Source organism: Agrobacterium sp. CFBP2214, assembly GCF_030209895.1.
In the GTDB taxonomy this organism is placed as follows: Bacteria; Pseudomonadota; Alphaproteobacteria; order Rhizobiales; family Rhizobiaceae; genus Agrobacterium; species Agrobacterium radiobacter.
Genome location: NZ_JARVRC010000010.1, coordinates 128,975 through 146,820, shown reverse-complemented (window position 1 = coordinate 146,820; position 17,846 = coordinate 128,975). Strand labels below are relative to the sequence as shown.

18 protein-coding genes are annotated in these 17,846 nt (G+C 60.0%); 7 read left to right on the top strand and 11 right to left on the bottom strand.

The annotated features are described in order from the left end of the window. Positions 1 to 184 precede the first annotated feature (184 nt). From QRN60_RS21965 to QRN60_RS21945, 5 genes are read left to right on the top strand one after another with little or no spacing between them, the layout of a single operon-like run. Positions 185 to 1,192 (top strand): tagatose kinase, encoded by a 1,008-nt coding sequence (locus QRN60_RS21965; protein ID WP_162695934.1) that lies wholly within the window; start codon positions 185 to 187, stop codon positions 1,190 to 1,192. After that, on the top strand, positions 1,189 to 2,466 hold the full coding sequence (locus tag QRN60_RS21960; RefSeq protein ID WP_111781222.1) for a D-tagatose-bisphosphate aldolase, class II, non-catalytic subunit: 1,278 nt from the start codon (positions 1,189 to 1,191) through the stop codon (positions 2,464 to 2,466). The genes QRN60_RS21965 and QRN60_RS21960 overlap by 4 nt, the downstream gene beginning before the upstream one ends. A 54-nt stretch (positions 2,467 to 2,520) precedes the next feature. Continuing rightward, complete coding sequence (locus QRN60_RS21955) at positions 2,521 to 3,393, top strand: carbohydrate ABC transporter permease (RefSeq protein ID WP_113078829.1); 873 nt, start codon at positions 2,521 to 2,523, stop codon at positions 3,391 to 3,393. A 12-nt stretch (positions 3,394 to 3,405) separates the two neighbouring features. Further along, entirely contained in the window at positions 3,406 to 4,230 is an 825-nt protein-coding gene (locus tag QRN60_RS21950; RefSeq protein ID WP_003510506.1) for a carbohydrate ABC transporter permease, read from the top strand. A gap of 12 nt (positions 4,231 to 4,242) precedes the next feature. Beyond that, complete coding sequence (locus QRN60_RS21945) at positions 4,243 to 5,241, top strand: ABC transporter ATP-binding protein (protein WP_113078833.1); 999 nt, start codon at positions 4,243 to 4,245, stop codon at positions 5,239 to 5,241. Between the two features lie 10 nt (positions 5,242 to 5,251). On the opposite strand, the gene QRN60_RS21940 is transcribed toward QRN60_RS21945, so the two are convergent. The 7 genes from QRN60_RS21940 to QRN60_RS21910 all read right to left on the bottom strand — a co-directional run bounded on the left by QRN60_RS21940 (position 5,252) and on the right by QRN60_RS21910 (position 12,201). After that, positions 5,252 to 6,328: an ABC transporter ATP-binding protein gene (locus QRN60_RS21940; protein ID WP_025595914.1), complete on the bottom strand. Its 1,077-nt coding sequence runs from the start codon at positions 6,326 to 6,328 to the stop codon at positions 5,252 to 5,254. Between the two features lie 4 nt (positions 6,329 to 6,332). After that, positions 6,333 to 7,163 (bottom strand): carbohydrate ABC transporter permease, encoded by an 831-nt coding sequence (locus tag QRN60_RS21935; RefSeq protein WP_003510396.1) that lies wholly within the window; start codon positions 7,161 to 7,163, stop codon positions 6,333 to 6,335. A 3-nt stretch (positions 7,164 to 7,166) separates the two neighbouring features. Further along, positions 7,167 to 8,111, bottom strand: coding sequence for a carbohydrate ABC transporter permease (locus QRN60_RS21930; RefSeq protein ID WP_111782290.1), 945 nt, complete (start codon positions 8,109 to 8,111; stop codon positions 7,167 to 7,169). A 147-nt stretch (positions 8,112 to 8,258) separates the two neighbouring features. Next, positions 8,259 to 9,518, bottom strand: a complete 1,260-nt coding sequence (locus QRN60_RS21925; protein ID WP_107677434.1) for an ABC transporter substrate-binding protein — start codon at positions 9,516 to 9,518, stop codon at positions 8,259 to 8,261. A gap of 38 nt (positions 9,519 to 9,556) precedes the next feature. Continuing rightward, positions 9,557 to 10,729 (bottom strand): PLP-dependent transferase, encoded by a 1,173-nt coding sequence (locus QRN60_RS21920; protein ID WP_112212290.1) that lies wholly within the window; start codon positions 10,727 to 10,729, stop codon positions 9,557 to 9,559. Further along, positions 10,726 to 11,418 (bottom strand): FadR/GntR family transcriptional regulator, encoded by a 693-nt coding sequence (locus QRN60_RS21915; protein ID WP_003510400.1) that lies wholly within the window; start codon positions 11,416 to 11,418, stop codon positions 10,726 to 10,728. Before QRN60_RS21915 ends, QRN60_RS21920 begins: the two co-directional genes overlap by 4 nt. A 309-nt stretch (positions 11,419 to 11,727) precedes the next feature. Further along, positions 11,728 to 12,201, bottom strand: a complete 474-nt coding sequence (locus QRN60_RS21910; RefSeq protein WP_111817775.1) for a ribonuclease H family protein — start codon at positions 12,199 to 12,201, stop codon at positions 11,728 to 11,730. Between the two features lie 199 nt (positions 12,202 to 12,400). On the opposite strand from QRN60_RS21910, the gene QRN60_RS21905 reads away from it, so the two are divergent. Continuing rightward, entirely contained in the window at positions 12,401 to 12,823 is a 423-nt protein-coding gene (locus QRN60_RS21905) for a GNAT family N-acetyltransferase (RefSeq protein WP_111817725.1), read from the top strand. A 129-nt stretch (positions 12,824 to 12,952) separates the two neighbouring features. On the opposite strand, the gene aztC is transcribed toward QRN60_RS21905, so the two are convergent. The 3 genes from aztC to aztA are packed head-to-tail and all read right to left on the bottom strand — an operon-like array spanning position 12,953 to position 15,694. Then, positions 12,953 to 13,978, bottom strand: coding sequence for a zinc ABC transporter substrate-binding protein AztC (gene aztC / locus QRN60_RS21900; protein WP_003510406.1), 1,026 nt, complete (start codon positions 13,976 to 13,978; stop codon positions 12,953 to 12,955). 29 nt (positions 13,979 to 14,007) lie between these two features. Beyond that, the gene (gene aztB, locus QRN60_RS21895) at positions 14,008 to 14,874 is read right to left on the bottom strand and encodes a zinc ABC transporter permease AztB (protein WP_077998654.1); all 867 of its coding nucleotides are present in this window, start codon (positions 14,872 to 14,874) and stop codon (positions 14,008 to 14,010) included. Then, positions 14,867 to 15,694: a zinc ABC transporter ATP-binding protein AztA gene (gene aztA / locus QRN60_RS21890; protein ID WP_111817726.1), complete on the bottom strand. Its 828-nt coding sequence runs from the start codon at positions 15,692 to 15,694 to the stop codon at positions 14,867 to 14,869. Before aztA ends, aztB begins: the two co-directional genes overlap by 8 nt. Positions 15,695 to 15,993: 299 nt before the next feature. On the opposite strand from aztA, the gene zigA reads away from it, so the two are divergent. Beyond that, a complete protein-coding gene (gene zigA, locus QRN60_RS21885; RefSeq protein ID WP_111782286.1) occupies positions 15,994 to 17,199 on the top strand; it encodes a zinc metallochaperone GTPase ZigA in 1,206 nt (401 codons plus the stop codon). Positions 17,200 to 17,401: 202 nt separating this feature from the next. Here the strand turns inward: zigA and QRN60_RS21880 are convergent, their stop codons facing one another. Further along, entirely contained in the window at positions 17,402 to 17,839 is a 438-nt protein-coding gene (locus tag QRN60_RS21880; protein WP_003506741.1) for a YqaA family protein, read from the bottom strand. Positions 17,840 to 17,846 lie beyond the last annotated feature (7 nt).

The following is a 17,846-nucleotide window of genomic DNA, read 5'->3' as shown; positions in this document are numbered from 1 at the left end:
CCATAAATGATTGTTTTATCGCGAATAACATCTTCAAAAATTATTTCATCGAGCAGCCATCCCGCCGCGATGCAGCAAAATTTTTATCATCACATATATTGACGCGCGTAAATTTTTGAATGATATCCGAAAGCAAGAGTCCGCGGAATGGCGGGATTTTCCCCGCCCGAAAGGCCGGGACCGAATGCATAAGGAAGAAACGATGAGGCAGACATCCGCACTGGCGCCGCACACGAAAGGTCCGACCATCACGGCAGGTGAAATCCTCGTGGAAATCATGGCGACGACGGTGGGCGACGGCTTTCTCGAACCGCAATCGCTGATCGGCCCCTTTCCGAGCGGCGCACCGGCCATCTTCACCGATCAGGTGGCGCGTTGTGGCGGAAGCGCCGGCATCATCGCCGCAGTTGGTGACGATGATTTCGGACGTCTCAATGTCGAAAGGCTCCGCCGCGACGGCGTTGATGTCTCGGCCATCGCCACAATAGCCGACCGACCGACGGGCAGCGCCTTCGTGCGTTACCGGGAAAACGGCGCGCGGGACTTCGTTTTCAACATCGCCCATTCGGCGGCGCGCGAAACGCATATGACGGATGAAGCGCAGGCCCTCATTGAAAAAGCCGGGCATGTGCATGTCATGGGATCGGCCTTCGCGATTGCCGGTATTGGCGAGATCATTCTGGAAGCGATCAAAAGCGTCAAGGCGCGCGGCGGCTCGGTGTCCTTTGATCCGAACATCCGCAAGGAACTGGCGCAGGACGATGCCGGCCGCAGGCTGATCGATGATCTCCTTGGTGTCACCGATCTTCTGCTGCCTTCCGGCGAAGAGCTTCAGGCCGCCTCAGGTCTGGATGACGAGGACGCAGCGATCGAAAAGCTCCTCGCCTCCGGGATCGGCGAGATCGTGCTGAAACGCGGTGCGGATGGCGCAAGCCATTTCAGCCGTACCCATGGACGTATCGACGCCCCCGGCCTGAGGGTTCGCGAAGTCGACCCGACCGGTGCCGGCGACTGTTTCGGCGCAACCTATCTCACCTGCCGCCGCCTCGGCATGCATCCACAAAAGGCGCTCGCCTACGCCAATGCCGCCGGCGCGCACAATGTCACTCGCCGCGGCCCGATGGAGGGCGCCGTCAGCCTTTCCGAACTCGACGCCTTTCTGGCCGCGCAACTGTCGGAGGAAATCCTGTGACCGGCATACTCGAAAATCTCGCCGCCGCGCGCCGCTCCGGCAGGCCCGCTGGCATCACCTCAGTCTGCTCCGCCCATCCCGTGGTTTTGCGCGCCGCAATTCGCCGCGCCGCCGCCGGCAAAACACCGGTGCTGATCGAGGCCACCTGCAACCAGGTCAATCACCTCGGCGGTTATACCGGCATGACACCGCGGGACTTCGTCACCTTCGTCAACAGCATTGCCGAGGAAGAAGGATTGCCCCGCGAACTAGTGATCTTTGGCGGCGATCATCTCGGCCCCAATCCCTGGCGCAGGGAAAAGGCCGAAGATGCGCTGACAAAAGCCGCCGCGATGGTCGAGGCCTATGTGGCGGCGGGTTTTCGCAAGATCCATCTTGATGCATCGATGGGCTGCGACGGTGAGCCGGCAGCGCTGGACGACGTCACGATTGCCAACCGGGCCGCGAAACTCGCGGCCGTCGCCGAAAAGGCAGCCATCGAGTCCGGCTTGCCAAAACCGCTTTATATTCTCGGTACCGAAGTGCCGGTGCCGGGCGGCGCCGATCATGTGCTCGACACGGTTGCACCAACGGAGCCGCAGGCAGCGCGCCAGACAATCGAGCTTCACCGCGAAATCTTCGCACGGCATGGTCTTTCCGATGCGTTCGAACGGGTCATCGCCTTCGTCGTACAGCCCGGCGTGGAATTCGGCAGCGACAATGTCGTCGCTTATAATCCACAGGCAGCCATTGCCTTGAGCGCCGTGCTGGATGCCGAACCACAACTGGTTTTCGAGGCCCATTCCACCGATTACCAGACACAGGCCGCTCTCACGACACTGGTATGCGATGGATATCCCATCCTGAAAGTGGGTCCCGGCCTGACCTTCGCCTATCGCGAGGCGCTTTACGCTCTCGACATGATCGCATCCGAGATGGTCAGCGACTATGGCGATCGTCCCCTGGCGCGGACCATGGAAGAGCTGATGCTCTCCTCGCCCGGTGACTGGCGCGGACATTATCATGGCGATGACATCACGCTCCGATTGCAGCGCCACTACAGCTACAGCGACCGTATCCGCTATTACTGGACGCGGCCGGAGGCGCTTGCGGCCGTTTCCGCCTTGCACAAGGCACTGGATGGGAAGACAATTCCCGAGACCCTGCTGCGGCAGTATCTCGGCGAGCTACCGCTCGCGACGGTTGCGGGCAAGGATATGGAGGAGGTTCTGGTCGCGGCGGTGGATCAGGTACTGGCGACCTACCACGCAGCAACGGGCGAAGGTCGCCACTGAGACAATCATTGAGTTTGGATGCCCCAGCGGGTGTCTTTCTGGGAGGGGACTATCATGGCAACACGGAACACGAGCGGTCTGGCGCGGGTGATGCTAGCGCCGTCGGTCCTGCTTTTGCTGGTATGGATGATCGTGCCTTTGGCGATGACGCTGTGGTTTTCGTTCCAGAACTACAATCTCCTCAACCCTGCCAATGTCAGCTTCGCGGGCCTGTTCAATTACCAGTATTTCTACACCGATCCGGCCTTCTTCCAGTCGATCTGGAACACGCTGCTGATCGTCGGCGGCGTGCTTCTGATCACCGTCATCGGCGGTATTGCGATTGCGCTTCTGCTTGACCAGGACATCTTCGGTCAGGGCATCGTGCGCATCATGATCATCTCGCCCTTCTTCGTCATGCCGCCTGTCGCGGCGCTGGTGTGGAAGAACATGATCATGCATCCCGGTTACGGCGTACTTGCCGATCTGTCGCGCTTCTTCGGCCTGCAGCCGGTCGACTGGTTCGCGCAGTTTCCGCTGCTCTCCATCATCATCATCGTCGCCTGGCAATGGCTGCCCTTTGCCACGCTGATCCTGCTCACCGCCCTCCAGTCGCTCGATGGCGAGCAGAAGGAAGCGGCCGAGATGGATGGCGCCAACTTCATCAACCGCTTCATCTACCTGACGCTGCCGCATCTTGCCCGCGCCATCACCGTCGTCATCCTCATCCAGACGATCTTCCTGCTCGGCGTTTACGCGGAAATCCTCGTCACCACCAATGGCGGGCCGGGTTATGCCTCGACCAACCTTGCCTTCCTCATCTATCGCACGGCGCTTCTGGGTTACGACGTCGGCGGCGCATCGGCCGGTGGCATCATCGCCGTCGTGCTCGCCAATATCGTCGCCATCTTCCTGATGCGCGCCGTCGGCAAGAACCTCGACCGTTAAGGAGAAGCGATCATGGCCCGCAAGACAACGACACGCGCAAAGATCGGCTTCACCATCGCGGCATGGGCCGTGGCGCTTTTGCTGTTCTTCCCGATCCTTTACGCCTTCCTCACCTCGATCAAGACCGAGCCGGAGGCGATCGCAGGCTTCAGCCTCATTCCCTCGGGCACGCTCGAAAACTACATCACCGTGCAGACCCAGCGCGATTACTTCAAGCCGTTCATGAACTCGGTCGTGCTGTCGCTCGGCTCGACGATCATCGCGCTCATGATCGCCATTCCCGCCGCCTGGGCCATGGCATTCTCGCCGACCAAACGCACCAAGGACATTTTGATGTGGATGCTCTCCACCAAGATGATGCCGGGGGTGGCGGTGCTGGTGCCGATCTACCTGATCTTCCGCAATGCCGGCCTGCTCGATACCCGCATTGGGCTGACCGTCATGCTCACCTTCATCAACCTGCCGATCGTGGTGTGGATGCTTTATACCTACTTCCGCGAAATCCCCGGCGAGATCCTGGAAGCAGCGCGCATGGATGGTGCCTCGCTCTGGAACGAGATCGTGCATGTGCTGACCCCAATGGCGGTTCCGGGCATTGCCTCGACGCTGCTTCTGAACGTCATTCTCGCCTGGAACGAATCCTTCTGGACCATCCGGCTGACGACCACCAATGCGGCACCGCTGACGGCCTTCATCGCCTCCTTCTCCTCACCGCAGGGGTTGTTTTGGGCCAAGCTCTCGGCCGCCTCGATGATGGCGATCGCCCCCATTCTCGTCATTGGCTGGTTCTCGCAGAAACAACTCGTGCGTGGCCTCACCTTCGGCGCCGTGAAATAAGGAACGACAATAATGGGCAGCATTTCCCTTCAGAACGTGTCCAAGCTCTTCGGCGAGGCAAAAGTCATCCCGTCGATCGATCTCGACATCCATGACGGCGAGTTCGTCGTCTTCGTCGGCCCGTCCGGCTGCGGCAAGTCGACGCTGCTGCGGCTGATCGCCGGGCTGGAAGACGTCTCCGGCGGAAAGATCGTCATCGACGGCAAGGACGCCACCGAAAAGGCCCCGGCCGAGCGCGGCCTTGCCATGGTGTTCCAGTCCTATGCGCTTTATCCGCATATGAGTGTCAGGAACAACATCGCCTTCCCGCTGAAGATGGCCAAGCTCGACAAGGCTGTCATCGACAGGAAGGTCGACGATGCCGCCCGCATCCTCAACCTCACCGATTATCTCGAACGCCGGCCCTCGCAACTGTCCGGCGGCCAGCGCCAGCGTGTCGCCATCGGCCGCGCCATCGTGCGCGAACCGAAAGCGTTTCTGTTCGACGAACCGCTTTCCAACCTCGATGCGGCGCTGCGTGGCACCATGCGGCTGGAAATCTCCGAGCTGCACAACACGTTAAAGACGACGATGATCTACGTCACCCACGACCAGGTGGAGGCCATGACCATGGCCGACAAGATCGTGGTGCTGAACCGCGGCAATATCGAGCAGGTCGGTTCGCCGATGGAGCTCTACAAGACACCGCGCAACCTCTTCGTCGCCGGCTTCATCGGTTCGCCGCGCATGAACCTGGTGACCGGCGATTACGCCCGGCAAAAAGGTGCGACTACCGCCGGTGTGCGGCCGGAGCATCTGGTGCTGTCGAAAGAGAGCGGGCTGTGGCAGGGCAAGGTCACGGTTGCCGAGCATCTCGGCTCCGACACTTTCCTGCATCTCGAGGTCCAGGGCATCGGGCCGATCACTGCCAGAACCGACGGCGAGTTCGAATGCAGGCATGGCGATACCGTCTTCATCACACCCGATGATACCAAAATCCACAGGTTCGATGAAAAGGGCATCGCGATATGACGCCTCAAGTTCAGGCCTCGTCGATCCTGACACCGTTTCGGTCAAAAACATGAAGCCGTTCCTGCGGGAAACCGACCCGCATGGACTTGCCCGGCTGCAACAGCGCCCGATCAGAAGAAAACAGCTTGAAGGGCAATCCATGCACGGTCAGGTGCAGGATGATGCCGAGACCCGTCGGCTCGACGAGATCGACGGTCGCCTCGACAGCACCATCCGCAGGCGAGACGGTGACATGTTCCGGCCGGATACCGAGTGTGACCGGCTCACCATCGGCAAGCTTCACGTCGCGGCCGAGTTCGAGGCGTGTGCCATCGCCGAGCACGACGAAACTACCGCCATTTTCCCGCCCGAGCCGTCCTTCCAGAAAATTCATGCCCGGCGAACCGATAAAACCAGCGACGAACAGATTGGCTGGGCGATCGTAGAGATCGAGCGGTGCGCCGATCTGCTGCACATGGCCGGCATTCATCGCGACGATACGGGATGCTAGCGTCATCGCCTCGATCTGGTCATGGGTGACATAAACCGAGGTAGCGCCGAGATCAGCATGCATGCGCTTGATTTCGGCCCGCATCTGCTCGCGAAGCCGTGCATCGAGGTTGGAGAGCGGCTCATCGAACAGAAATGCCTTAGGCTGGCGCACGATGGCCCGGCCCATGGCGACGCGTTGGCGCTGGCCGCCGGAAAGCGCCTTCGGACGGCGCGCCAGATAGGGATCGAGACCGAGTTTCGCCGAAGCACCGGCCACGGCCGCCGCGATTGTCTCCTTGGTGCTGCGGCGCAGGCGCAGGCTGTAGCTCATATTGTCGGCGACGCTCATATGCGGATAAAGCGCATAGGACTGGAACACCATGGCGATATCCCGGTCCTTCGGCTTGCGGTCGTTGACGCGCTCACCGTCGATGGTCAATTCGCCCGCTGAAATCTCCTCCAGACCGGCGATCATTCGCAAAAGTGTCGATTTTCCGCAGCCGGATGGGCCGACGAGGACGATGAATTCGCCGTCCTCGATCTTCAGATCGACCCCGTGCAGGACCGCAAGGTCGCCATAGGTCTTGCCGACATTCTTCAGCTCGATGGAAGCCATGGGATTATCCTTTCACCGCGCCGGCCGTCAGGCCCTGCACGAGATAACGTTGAATGAGCAGGAAGAAGAGACAGGCCGGAATGAGCGCCAGAACACCCGCCGCCATCATCTGCCCGAAATCGACGGAAAACTTTGAAACGAAGGTCAACAGCCCGACCGGGAATGTGGCGCTCTGGTTGCCCGAAATCAGCATCAGTGCAAACAGCAACTCGCTCCACGCGGCGGTGAAGACGAAGCCCAGCGTCGCAGCGATGCCCGGCAATGTCAGCGGCAGGATGATCTGGCGGAATGCCGTGAAGCGGCTTGCCCCGTCGATCATCGCCGCCTCTTCCAGATCCTTCGGAATACCGTCGAAGAAGGACTGCATGAGGAAGGTGGCAAAGGGCACGTTGAAGGCGGTGTAGACGATGACGAGACCGGTGAGGCTGTTGGTAAGGCCGAGCGGCGACAGCATCTTGAAGATCGGCGCGACCAGCATGACCAGCGGAAACATCTGGGTAATCAGCATCAGCGCCACTATCCAGTATTTACCCTTGAAGCGGAATCGCGACAGCGCATAACCTGATAGTGACGAGAGTACCGTAACGGCAAGCGCCGTGGAGCCGGCAACGATGACGCTGTTCTTAAAAAATGTCGGGAAGGCACTGTTTTCTATGACATAACGGTAGTGATCAAGCGTCGCATGCGACGGCCACATCCGCACGCCCTCGCTATAAAGCAGGTCATTCGGCGTGACGGAGACCTTGAGCAGCCAGAACAGCGGAAACAGCGCAAAGACGATATAGGCGAGAATCGCCAGGCGATGGGCAAGGGTGAGGAATATCCTTGATGTCATCGGTCAGTCCTTCTCGATAAGGCGTTGGCGCAGGAGCACGATGAGCATGGAATAGGCCAGAAGCAGCACCAGAAGCACCAGCGCAATGGCCGAGGCATAACCGAAATCGAGCCGCCGGAAGGCCTGCGTGAAGATGTAACTGGCGACGATCTGGGTGCGGTCTGCCGGTCCGCCATTGGTCATGACGATGATGAGATCGGCAAAATTGGCGATCCAGACGGTGCGCAGCAAAACGGTGATGGCGATGGTGGGCGCGAGAAACGGCAGCGTGATGGAGGTGAAACGTTGCAGCGGGTTTGCCCCGTCGATTTCCGCCGCCTCGTAAAGATCGCGCGGGATGGCCTGAAGTGCGGCAAGCAATGTGATGGCAAAGAAGGGAATGCCCCACCAGACATTGGCGATGATCGGCCCCCACATGGCGAGATGCGGATCGGCGAGAATATTGTTGGGTGCGGAGAGAAGCCCGAGCGAGACCATCCAGTGCGGCAGCGGCCCAATGACGGGGTTGAACAGCCATGCCCAGTTGAGACCGGCGAGGAACGTTGGCACCGCCCATGGCAGAAACACCAGCGCCTGCGCCAGCCCCCTGCCCGCGAAAGGCTTGTCCAGCAGCAGCGCTAGAATGAGGCCGAAGAAGAATTGCAGAAACACCGAAGCACCGGTCCACCACAGCGTATTTTTCAGCGCCCGGTAGAAGGCCGCATCCTGCGACAGCGCCTCCAGATGTTTCAGGCCGACGAAACCGCCGGAAAACGGATTGAGCAGCTGCACATCACGAAACGCATAGGAAAGGCCGAGTACCAGCGGCACCAGCATGACGGCGACGATGAGCACGAGCACCGGGGCGCTGTAAAGCCAGGGTTCGGCCCAGTCGGCAAACCTTCGCATCGCTGGTTTGCCAGCTGGTTTGCGCGCGGCCACCGGCCCGGCGCCATGGGCATAGGACATTGTATCGCTCCCTGATCGGACGACGGAACGGACATGTTTCCAGCCTCGCGCCGGCCGATCCGAAAATTTCAAGAATAGGCCCGCCGCAGCGAAGGCCCGGCAAGACCGCCGCACGGGCATCAACGCCCGCGCGGCCGACCCGTATCGTTACTTGGAGGCCAGGAACTTCTGCTGCGCCTTGGTCATGTAATCAGCCCATTGCTTGGCGAGGTCTTCCGGCGTGATATCGCCGAGCAGCGCTTCCTGCGATGTCTTGATGACAAGCGAATCCTTGAAGAAGGCGAATTCCTCAAGATAGGTCGGCATCGTCGTCGGTACGGCGTTCTTGTCCGCCAGCTCATCGAACCAGCCTTTGAACTGCTCGCTGGCATAGAAGGGGTCCTTCTCCGCCGACTTGTGCACCGGCAGCGCACCGGTCTTCTTGTTCCACTCGATATTGCCTTCCGGCCCTTCAAGCGTCTCGACCAGCTTCCAGGAAAGGTCCTTGTTGGCGGAGGCCGACATGATCGACCAGCCGGCAAAACCGATGGTCGGGAAGGTCTTGCCGTCAGGTCCCTTCGGCATGGTCATGACACCGAAATCTTCCGGCTTCATGCGCTGGGCAATGGCGATAAGGGCATCGGGATCCTGATCGAGGAAAGCGCAGGTGCCGGAATAAAAGCCCGCGACGATCTCGTTGAAGCCCCAGTTGACGCTGTCCTTCGGCGCCAACCCGTTCTTGTAGAGATCGATCACATAGGTCAGGCCTTTCACCCAGCCGGGGCTGTCGAAGGTGGACGTGCCGTCCTTGGTGAAGAACTCGTTCGATCCTGCCATGGACGCGCCGAACATGACCCAGCCGTTAAGGCCGCCGGGCCCCCCGCGCAGGCAATAGCCATATTTTCCGGGAAGTGCCGCAACCTTTTTCGAAGCATCGGCGAATTCGTCGAGCGTCTTCGGCGGTTCCTTCACACCGGCCTGTTCCAGCAGTTTCTTGTTGTAGAACATGGCCCGGAGATAAAAACCGTACGGAAGCATGTAGGCCGTGTTCTTCACATCGCGGCCGAGTTCCAGCGTGCGCTCGCTCAGACCCTTGGTGTGTTCCCACTTGGCAAGATAAGGTTCCAGGCTCTCGAGCATGCCGTTATTGGCGTAAAGCGACAGCCAGGTGTCGGGCATTTCCATCACATCAGGCACATCGCCGGCGGAGACCATCGTGGCGAATTTCTGGAAGGCCTCGCTCCAGGGCAAGGAGATGATTTCCACCTTGGTGCCGGGATTGGCGCTTTCGAACTTCGAGACGATGCCCTTCAGCGTTTCCGTCCGTTCGGGACTTGTAATGACTTCGACCAGTTTCAAGGTCGTGTCCGCTAGCGCCGTTCCGGTCATCAAGGCGGTAAAGATTGCTGCTGCTACCAGTTTTTTCATGTCGTTCTCCCCTTTTTTGTCGTCAGTTTAAAAATGCGTCAGGCGGCGGAAGCCGCCTTGATCGCGGGTTCGAGATCGTTCCAGAGCGCCTCGGTGCCCTCCAGTCCGACATGCAGGCGCACCGAACGCGCGCTGATGCCGAACGTGTGGGCGGAGTTTGGCTGCGCCTTCTGTTCGAGCACCACTTCACCGGGGACAATCAGGCTCTCGTGCCCGCCCCAGGAAACACCCAGTTTGAAAAGCTTGAGGCGGTCGGCAAAAGTGCGCACATCCACCCCTTCTTTGAAAATGAATGAAAACAGGCCTGACGTGCCGTTAAGGCCCGGTGGCAGGCGGTTCGCCAGCCCCGGATGGCAGACCTTCTCCACCACATCGAGCGCCTGCAGGCGGGTTGCGATATCCAGCGCCGAGGCCTGATGCGCCTTCATGCGCAGCGGCAGGGTACGAAGCCCGCGAATGAGCAACCAGGCATCGAAAGGCGACATCTTGCCGCCAAGATAAGGATAGGTTTCTGCCCGGATGCGGTCGATCATCGCCTTGGAACCGGCAACCACGCCGGAGACCACATCGCTATGGCCGCCTAGATATTTCGACGCCGAATGCACCACAAGATCGACGCCGAGCGAAATCGGCTGTTGGAAGACCGGGCTTGCCCAGGAATTGTCGATGACGGTGACGGCACCATGGCGTTTGCCAATCGCGGCGAGCGCCCCGACATCATGGGCCTCCATCACCCAGCTGGTGGGGCTTTCCATGTAGAAAAGCTTCGCGCCCGGCATAGCCTTTTCAACCGCTGCCTCGTCGCGGCCGTCGACATAGACCACCTCGATATTCATGCGCTGCATAAAGGTGCCGAACAGGCGGAAGGCATCGGGATAAACGTGGCGCACCGCGACGATGCGGTCGCCCGGCGACACGAAGGAAAGAACGGTGGACGAGATGGCCGACATGCCGCTTGCAAAACCGAGCGCGTCTTCCGCGCCTTCGAGCTTCGCCAGCATTTCCTCAAACATCCTGACGGTCGGGTTCAGCCCGCGCGTATAGACCGGCCGCACCTTTTCGCCGCGATAGGTGGAAACCATTTCGTCGTAGCTGGAAAAGGTGAAAAGCGAGGTCTGCACAAGCGGCGGGACCACAGCTTCGAAAGCGTGGGTCTCGTCATGGGCGACGATCAGGGAGGCGGGATCGAAGAGATCGTTGCCTTGGTTCATTTCGACATGTCCTTGATATCCTCCTCGACGACAGCGAGGATTTTCAGTGTTTCTTCACGGGCGGTCTCCGCATCGCCGGCGGCGATGGCGTTGAACAGCGTGCGGTGAAAAGGGAAGGAGCGGCTTGCAAAGTCCGGCCGGTCGAAAGGCTTCAGCCAGAAACGTTCGAAACCTTCGCGCATCTGCTCGAGCAGCTGCTTGAACAGCGAATTATGCGTGGCGTCGTAGATGGAGAGGTGGAAGGCAAGGTCGGCCTTGCCGGACGTGCCTTCAGCCAGATGCACCCGCTCCATCTCATCGAGCCGCGCTTCCATCGTGACAATATCTTCCGCCGTGCGGCGGCGCGCCGCCGCCATGGACGCTTCCACTTCGATGCCACGCCGCACCTCCAGCGTCATCAAAAGCGCATCGCGCAGGCTTTCGGCATCGATGGAAATCGGCATATGCACGGTGGCAGCGGAAATCGGCTTCAGCAGATAATTGCCGCTGCCCTTGCGGCTGTCGATGACACCCAGCGCCTGAAACTTGCGGATGACTTCACGGATGGTGGATCGGCCCACGCCCAGCGCCGCCATCAGTTCCCGCTCCGCCGGCAGCCGGTCTCCCGCCTTCAGCCCTGCCCGCTCCACATAGTCGGAAAGAGCGGCCTCGACCTGGCGCACGCGGTCGCTCGGCGGAATCGGCTGCATGAGTTCCCGGCTGGATCTGTCCAAGACGCACCCTCTAAATTGGTCTGACATCTTACCATTTCAAGGGGTGGATGGATTGTCAACCGGCAAGGACGGATGCTGGTGGAGCCACTCCTTCACGATGTCCTGTTGTGCCTCCGAAATGGCACAAAATACCTGAAACGATTCAGGTCGCCGTGGGTGATTACGTGGGTTGACGTTGCGGTAAAAAAGTACCGCGCAACCGCCCGATACGGGAAAAGATCGAGACCGAAAGTGACTGGAGTTAAGAGCTTAGCGCGCCGAATCTCGGCGACTGACGGCCGCCGACTAATTCACCGTAGCGCGGGCTACCCCACGCGCCAATGCATCGGCATACTCATTACCGACAGTGCCGGAATGCCCTTTGCACCATTCCACGACCACATGGGGATGCCGCTCCAGCAGATTGTCGAGCTGCTGCCAGATTTCCCTGTCGGGGATCGGTCTTCGGCGGGTGCGCTGGTTAGGTGTGATCCGCTTCCAGCCATTGGTGCGCCAGATGGCCCTATATCGGCGGCAGCCTTCAATGACATGAACAGCGTCCGTCCAGAGCGTGACTGCCCGCGTTGGCGCCTCGGCGGCGATCCAGGACATTGCGTTCAGGACAGCGAGGACCTCGAACGTATTGTTCGATGCGCCAACCGTCTTGCCCGAGGCGGAATGGACTTGATGGCCTGCTTCATGAACGACGAACGCCCATCCTCCGGATCGGGAGGCATTATCGAAGGAGCCGTCGGTGAAGATGTGAAGCGCATCAGCCATGAAGATGGTGTGTAGCACCGATATGGAAATCGCTAAAGGAGCAGTTCCAGGGTCATCGCGAAGGGATTGTCGCTCTGATGCTGTCCCGCCTTCTCGCTCCACAGCAGGCCGCATATTTGCGCCAGCAAGTGGGCGTGACAACCGTGCATTCATCTACTATCGAATTCATTCCCAAGGTCAGGAATCGACGGAGATGGAAATGCCTCTCGTGACTATTCAGCGTGTTTTGGAGCCATCGGAAGAGGATCGAAAGGCCATCCTTGAGCCTCTTCTTGCTTACAATCTCGCAAAAGCGGGAGATGAAAATTACAAGCCGCTGGCGCTCTTGCTCCGCGATAACGAAAATGAAGTTCGCGGCGGCTTGTGGGCGAAGCTCTATTACGACTGGCTTTTCATCGAGCTGCTGTTCGTTCCGGAAGCCATGCGTGGCGAAAATCTCGGATCAAGGTTACTTCGAGATGCGGAAGACTGGGCAAAAGGTGAAGGTTGCAAAGGGACCTGGCTCGATACCTTCGCATTTCAGGCTCCCGAATTTTACAAGAAGCAAGGCTACGAGGTCTTTGGCACCATTGAGAACTATCCCGGGCCGCACAGCCGGTTTTTCCTGCGCAAGGTTTTTTGATGACGCAGCGAAATCTCGACGGCTTCTGCGCCTGCGGTCGAACTGCATAAATATCTGCACGGGCAAACCACAAAAAGCAGAGAGGGCGGCGCATGCCACCCTCCCCAGCTCATAGCGAAACTGCCCGTTTTACTGGCTGAGAACGGCCGCCGTAATCGTCTCGATATTGTGGTTGATCATGTCGATATAGGTGGCAGCCGGGCCGTCGGCGGTCGAAAGCGCGTCGGAATAAAGCGTGCCGCCAACCTTGAGGCCGGTTTCGCTGGCGATCTGGTCGATCAGCCGCTTGTCGGTGATGTTTTCTACGAAGATTGCCGAAGCCTTGTCGTGCTTCACCTGATCCACCAGCTTGGCGACATCGGCAGCGGAGGCTTCAGATTCCGTCGATACGCCCTCCGGCGCGAGGAAGTTCAGGCCATAGGCATGCTCGAAATAACCGAAAGCGTCATGCGAGGTGATGATGACGCGCTTTTCCGGCGGGATGGCGGCGATCTCGGTCTTCACCTTCTCGTTCAGAGCGGCAAGCTTGGCGATATAGGCATCCGAATTGGCGGTGTACGTGGCGCAACCGGCCTTGTCGACCTCGCAAAATGCGCCGGCAATGTTCTTCACGTAGATTTCGGCGTTCTTGATCGACTGCCAGGCATGCGGGTCGAACTCGCCGTGATGGTGGTGTCCCTCATGGCCGTGGTCGTGATCATGGGCCTCGGCCGCCTCGTGCTTGTGGCCGGCTTCTTCTGCCTTGTGATCGTGACCTTCCTCTTCTTCCGCTTCCGGATGGGCGTGACCGGCCGGCTCTTCGGAAAGCTTGAGCGGCTCCACACCCTTCGTCAGTTCCACCACCGGCGCCTTTGTGCCGCTTGTGTCGATCAGCCGCTTCAGGAAGCCTTCGAATTCCAGACCATTGACCAGCACCACATCGGCCTTGCTGACGGCGACGGCATCGGCCGGGCGGGGCTCATAGACATGGGCATCGCCATCCGGCCCGACCAGCGTGGTGATTTCGACGCGGTCACCGCCAACGTTTTTGGCGAAATCGGCAATGATCGAGAAGCTCGCCACGACCTTGAGTTCGGCGGCGGACGCCTGCGCCATCAGAACCGGGGAGAGGGAAAGAAGGCTGACGCCCGTTGCTAGACGGAGGGTTTTGAACATGAAGGTTCTCCTTTTTTCGAACGCTGTTTTCAGGCCGCTCTGTGACGGCCGGAACCGAGAAGATCGCTGAGCACGCCGCGCGTGCCGACGAGGATGGAGAGCGCATAGATGACGCCCGCGGAAAGGATGATCGCCGGGCCTGATGGCAGCGACGCGTGATAGGACAAAAGCAGGCCCGCAAAGCAGGAAACCATGCCGATGCCGATGGAGATGAAGCACATGGGTGCGACGCGGTTGGACCAGAAGCGGCTGGCGGCGGCGGGCAGCATCATCAGGCCGACCGACAGCAGCGTTCCCAGCGCCTGGAAGCCGCCGACCAGATTGAGCACGACGATGGCGAGGAAGAGGAAATGCACCGGGCTGCCCCAGTTGCTGACCGAGCGCAGGAACAGGGGATCGAGGCATTCCGCCAGCAGCGCCCGCCAGAAGGTGATCATCACCAGAAGCGTCACGATGCAGATGCCGCCGATCAGGCCGAGCGCCTCATTGTTCAGCGCCAGCACCGTGCCGAACAGCACATGCATGAGATCGACGCTCGAACCGCGCCACGAGACGAGCAGCACGCCGAGCGCCAGTGAAATGAGATAGAAGGCGGCAAGCGAGGCGTCTTCCTTCTGGATAGTGAAGCGCGACACAGCACCCGCGCCCAGCGCGACCAGTAGGCCTACGGCCAGCCCGCCGATGGTCATGGGCAGGATTTCCAGCCCGTAGAACAGAAACCCGACCGCTGCCCCCGGCAGGATGGCATGGGACATGGCGTCGCCTGTCAGGCTCATGCGGCGCAGCATCAGAAACACCCCGACCGGGCCGCAGCTGATGGCAAGGATCAAGGCACCGGCAAGCGCGCGCTGCATGAAGACATACTGGACGAAGGGTTGGATGAAGATATCAGCCATGGGCATTCAAATTCGCGTGTGAGTGGGCATGGGAATGGACGGATGCCGTTTGCGGACTTGCCCCGACTATTTGGGCCGAAGCCTCGTCGGCCGGCTCACACCAGGGTGCATTTTCCTCCCATGCCTCGTGGAAATGCCGCGCCTGCCGGATGTTCTCCGCCTTGAGGACATCAGCTGTCGTGCCCAGACCGACGAGCTTCCGGGCAAGGAACAGGGTCTGAGGAAAGTGCTGCCGCACCAATTGATGGTCATGAAGGACGGCCAGAACCGTGCGCCCCTCCGCCACCCATGATTTGATCAGCACCATAAGGTCGGCAACGGTGCGCTCGTCGACGGCGTTGAAGGGCTCGTCGAGCAGGATCAGCTGCGCGTCCTGCAGCATGGCGCGGGCAAACAAAGCGCGCTGCATCTGGCCGCCGGACAACGAGTCGATATTGCGCCTCTCAAAACCGGAAAGCCCGACCGCTTCCATGACGCGGCCCATCGCCGCCCGGTCTGCGGGACGGTGGCGGCCGAGCAGGCCGCGTTTCGGCCAGAGACCAAGTGCCACCAGATCCCGCACCTGCGCCGGAAAGGAACGGTCGAGTTCCGATTGCTGTGGCAGATAGGCGACGGAAATACCTGAACTCACCCGGCATTCGCCGCCGAGCGGCTTCAGAATGCCGGCAATGCCTTTCATCAGCGTCGATTTTCCAGAACCATTGGCGCCGACCACCGCAGTGAGCGAGCCTTTGGCGATATCGCCATTCAGATGATGCACCGCCGCGCGGCCGGCATATCCAAGTGTCAGGTTTTTGAAGGCAAGGCACGGATCGTTCATCGATCCCTCCGGGGCAGGATGTCATTCGATGGCTCTTGATATGTAATGTTATTACATTCGTCAAACGAATATGTAATGAAATAACATTAACTCTTGGAAAGATGACGTTGCGCTCTGCGCAAGCCACAGACCACCTCGCGTTGCGGGAGGTTTTTTTCTGTCGCCCGTTGACACGCAATCAATATGTAATGTTATTACGTTACAGAATACGGACGGGGCAGCATTGAACCCGTCGTTTCCAGATCGTCCGCGTGTCCGCCGTGAGGTCCACGCGAGCGTTGCTAAAGAACGAGGTCCACATGTCAAAAAAACTTCCCGTCACCGTGCTTTCCGGCTTTCTGGGCGCCGGCAAGACGACGCTTCTCAATCATATTCTCGCCAATCGCGATGGTCTGCGCGTCGCGTTGATCGTCAATGACATGAGCGAGATCAATATCGACGCCGCGCTGGTGCGCGATGGCGGCGCCAATCTCTCCCGTACGGAAGAGCAGTTGGTGGAAATGACCAATGGCTGCATCTGTTGCACGCTGCGCGACGACCTGTTGACCGAGGTGCGGGCGCTGGCCGAACAGGGTCGTTTCGATTACCTGCTGATTGAATCCACCGGCATCGCCGAACCGCTGCCGGTCGCAGCAACCTTCGATTTTCGCGATGAAAACGGCCGCAGCCTTTCCGATGTCGCGCGTCTGGACACCATGGTGACGGTGGTGGATGCCGCCAATCTTCTCAAGGATTACGGCTCGTCCGATTTTCTGGCCGACCGGGGCGAAACGGCGGGCGAAGGTGACAACCGCACGATCGTCGATCTTCTGGTGGAGCAGATCGAATTTGCCGATGTCGTCGTCCTCAACAAGATCGGCACCGCCACGCCGGATGAGAGGGATGCCGCACGCAAGATCATCGTCGGACTGAACCCGGATGCGAAACTCATCGAGGCCGATTTCGGCAAGGTGGCGCTGAAGGAGGTTTTGGGCACCGGCCGTTTCGATTTCGCCAGAGCCGAAGAACACCCCCTGTGGTTCAAGGAATTGCACGGCTTCAAGGATCACATTCCCGAAACCGAGGAATATGGCATCCGCTCCTTCGTCTATCGCGCCCAAAAGCCGTTTGACCCCGTACTGTTCCAGCGCTTCATCGACCGCGCCTGGCCGGGGGTGGTGCGCGCCAAAGGCTTCTTCTGGCTGGCAACGCGTCCGCGTTATGTCGGCGAGATCAGTCAGGCCGGCGCATTGGTCCGCACCGGCAGGATGGGCCTCTGGTGGTCCGCCGTGCCCAGGGAGCAATGGCCGCGCGAAAAGCAGTTTCTGGATATGATGAAGCCCTATCTCGACCCGGTCTTCGGTGACCGCCGACAGGAAATCGTCTTCATCGGCTCCGATCCGATGAGCGAGGCGCGCATCCGCGCGCAGCTCGATGCCTGCCTTATCGATACCGAAGCATTCACGCCGGATGCATGGCGGCACCTGCCGGACCCCTTCGCCAGCTGGGACAGGCAGGCAGCCTGATTGACTCCACCGCCCGCATTTTAGCCGAGCGGATGCGTCTTTCGCCTTCTCCCCGCCGGGGAGAAGGTCGCGGCAGCGGGTTGAGGGGGCAAGCTCTCCGCAAATCTCTGCGCTTGCCCCCTCATCTGACCCTTCGGGCCATCTTCTCCCCGCCGGGGAGACGAAAGGGAACACCCTCTCGCGAAAATAAACAATTGAAATACTACAGAAAATTCAGCGTTACCAACGCCAGCACAAGATAACGCCCGACCTTGGCGATGGTGACCAGCAGCAGGAAGACCGGTAGCCGCTCCTTCATGATGCCGGCGGCAACCGTTAGCGGATCACCGATCAGCGGCGCCCAGCTGAGCAGCAGGGACCATTTGCCATAACGACGATACCAGTTCTGCGCGCGCTCCAGCGCCGCCTCCCCGACCGGAAACCAGCGTTCACGCCGAAAGCGCTCAATGCCGCGGCCGAGCAGCCAGTTGGCAAAGGAGCCGGCGACATTGCCGGCGCTGGCCACGGCCACCAGCAGCCAGACAGGCTGGGATTTAAGAAGGATGAGGCCCGCCAGTGCCGCCTCCGACTGCATGGGCAAAATGGTCGCCGCGATGAACGCCGTCAGAAACAAACCCGCATATACTGCCAGATCGGCCATTGCCTGC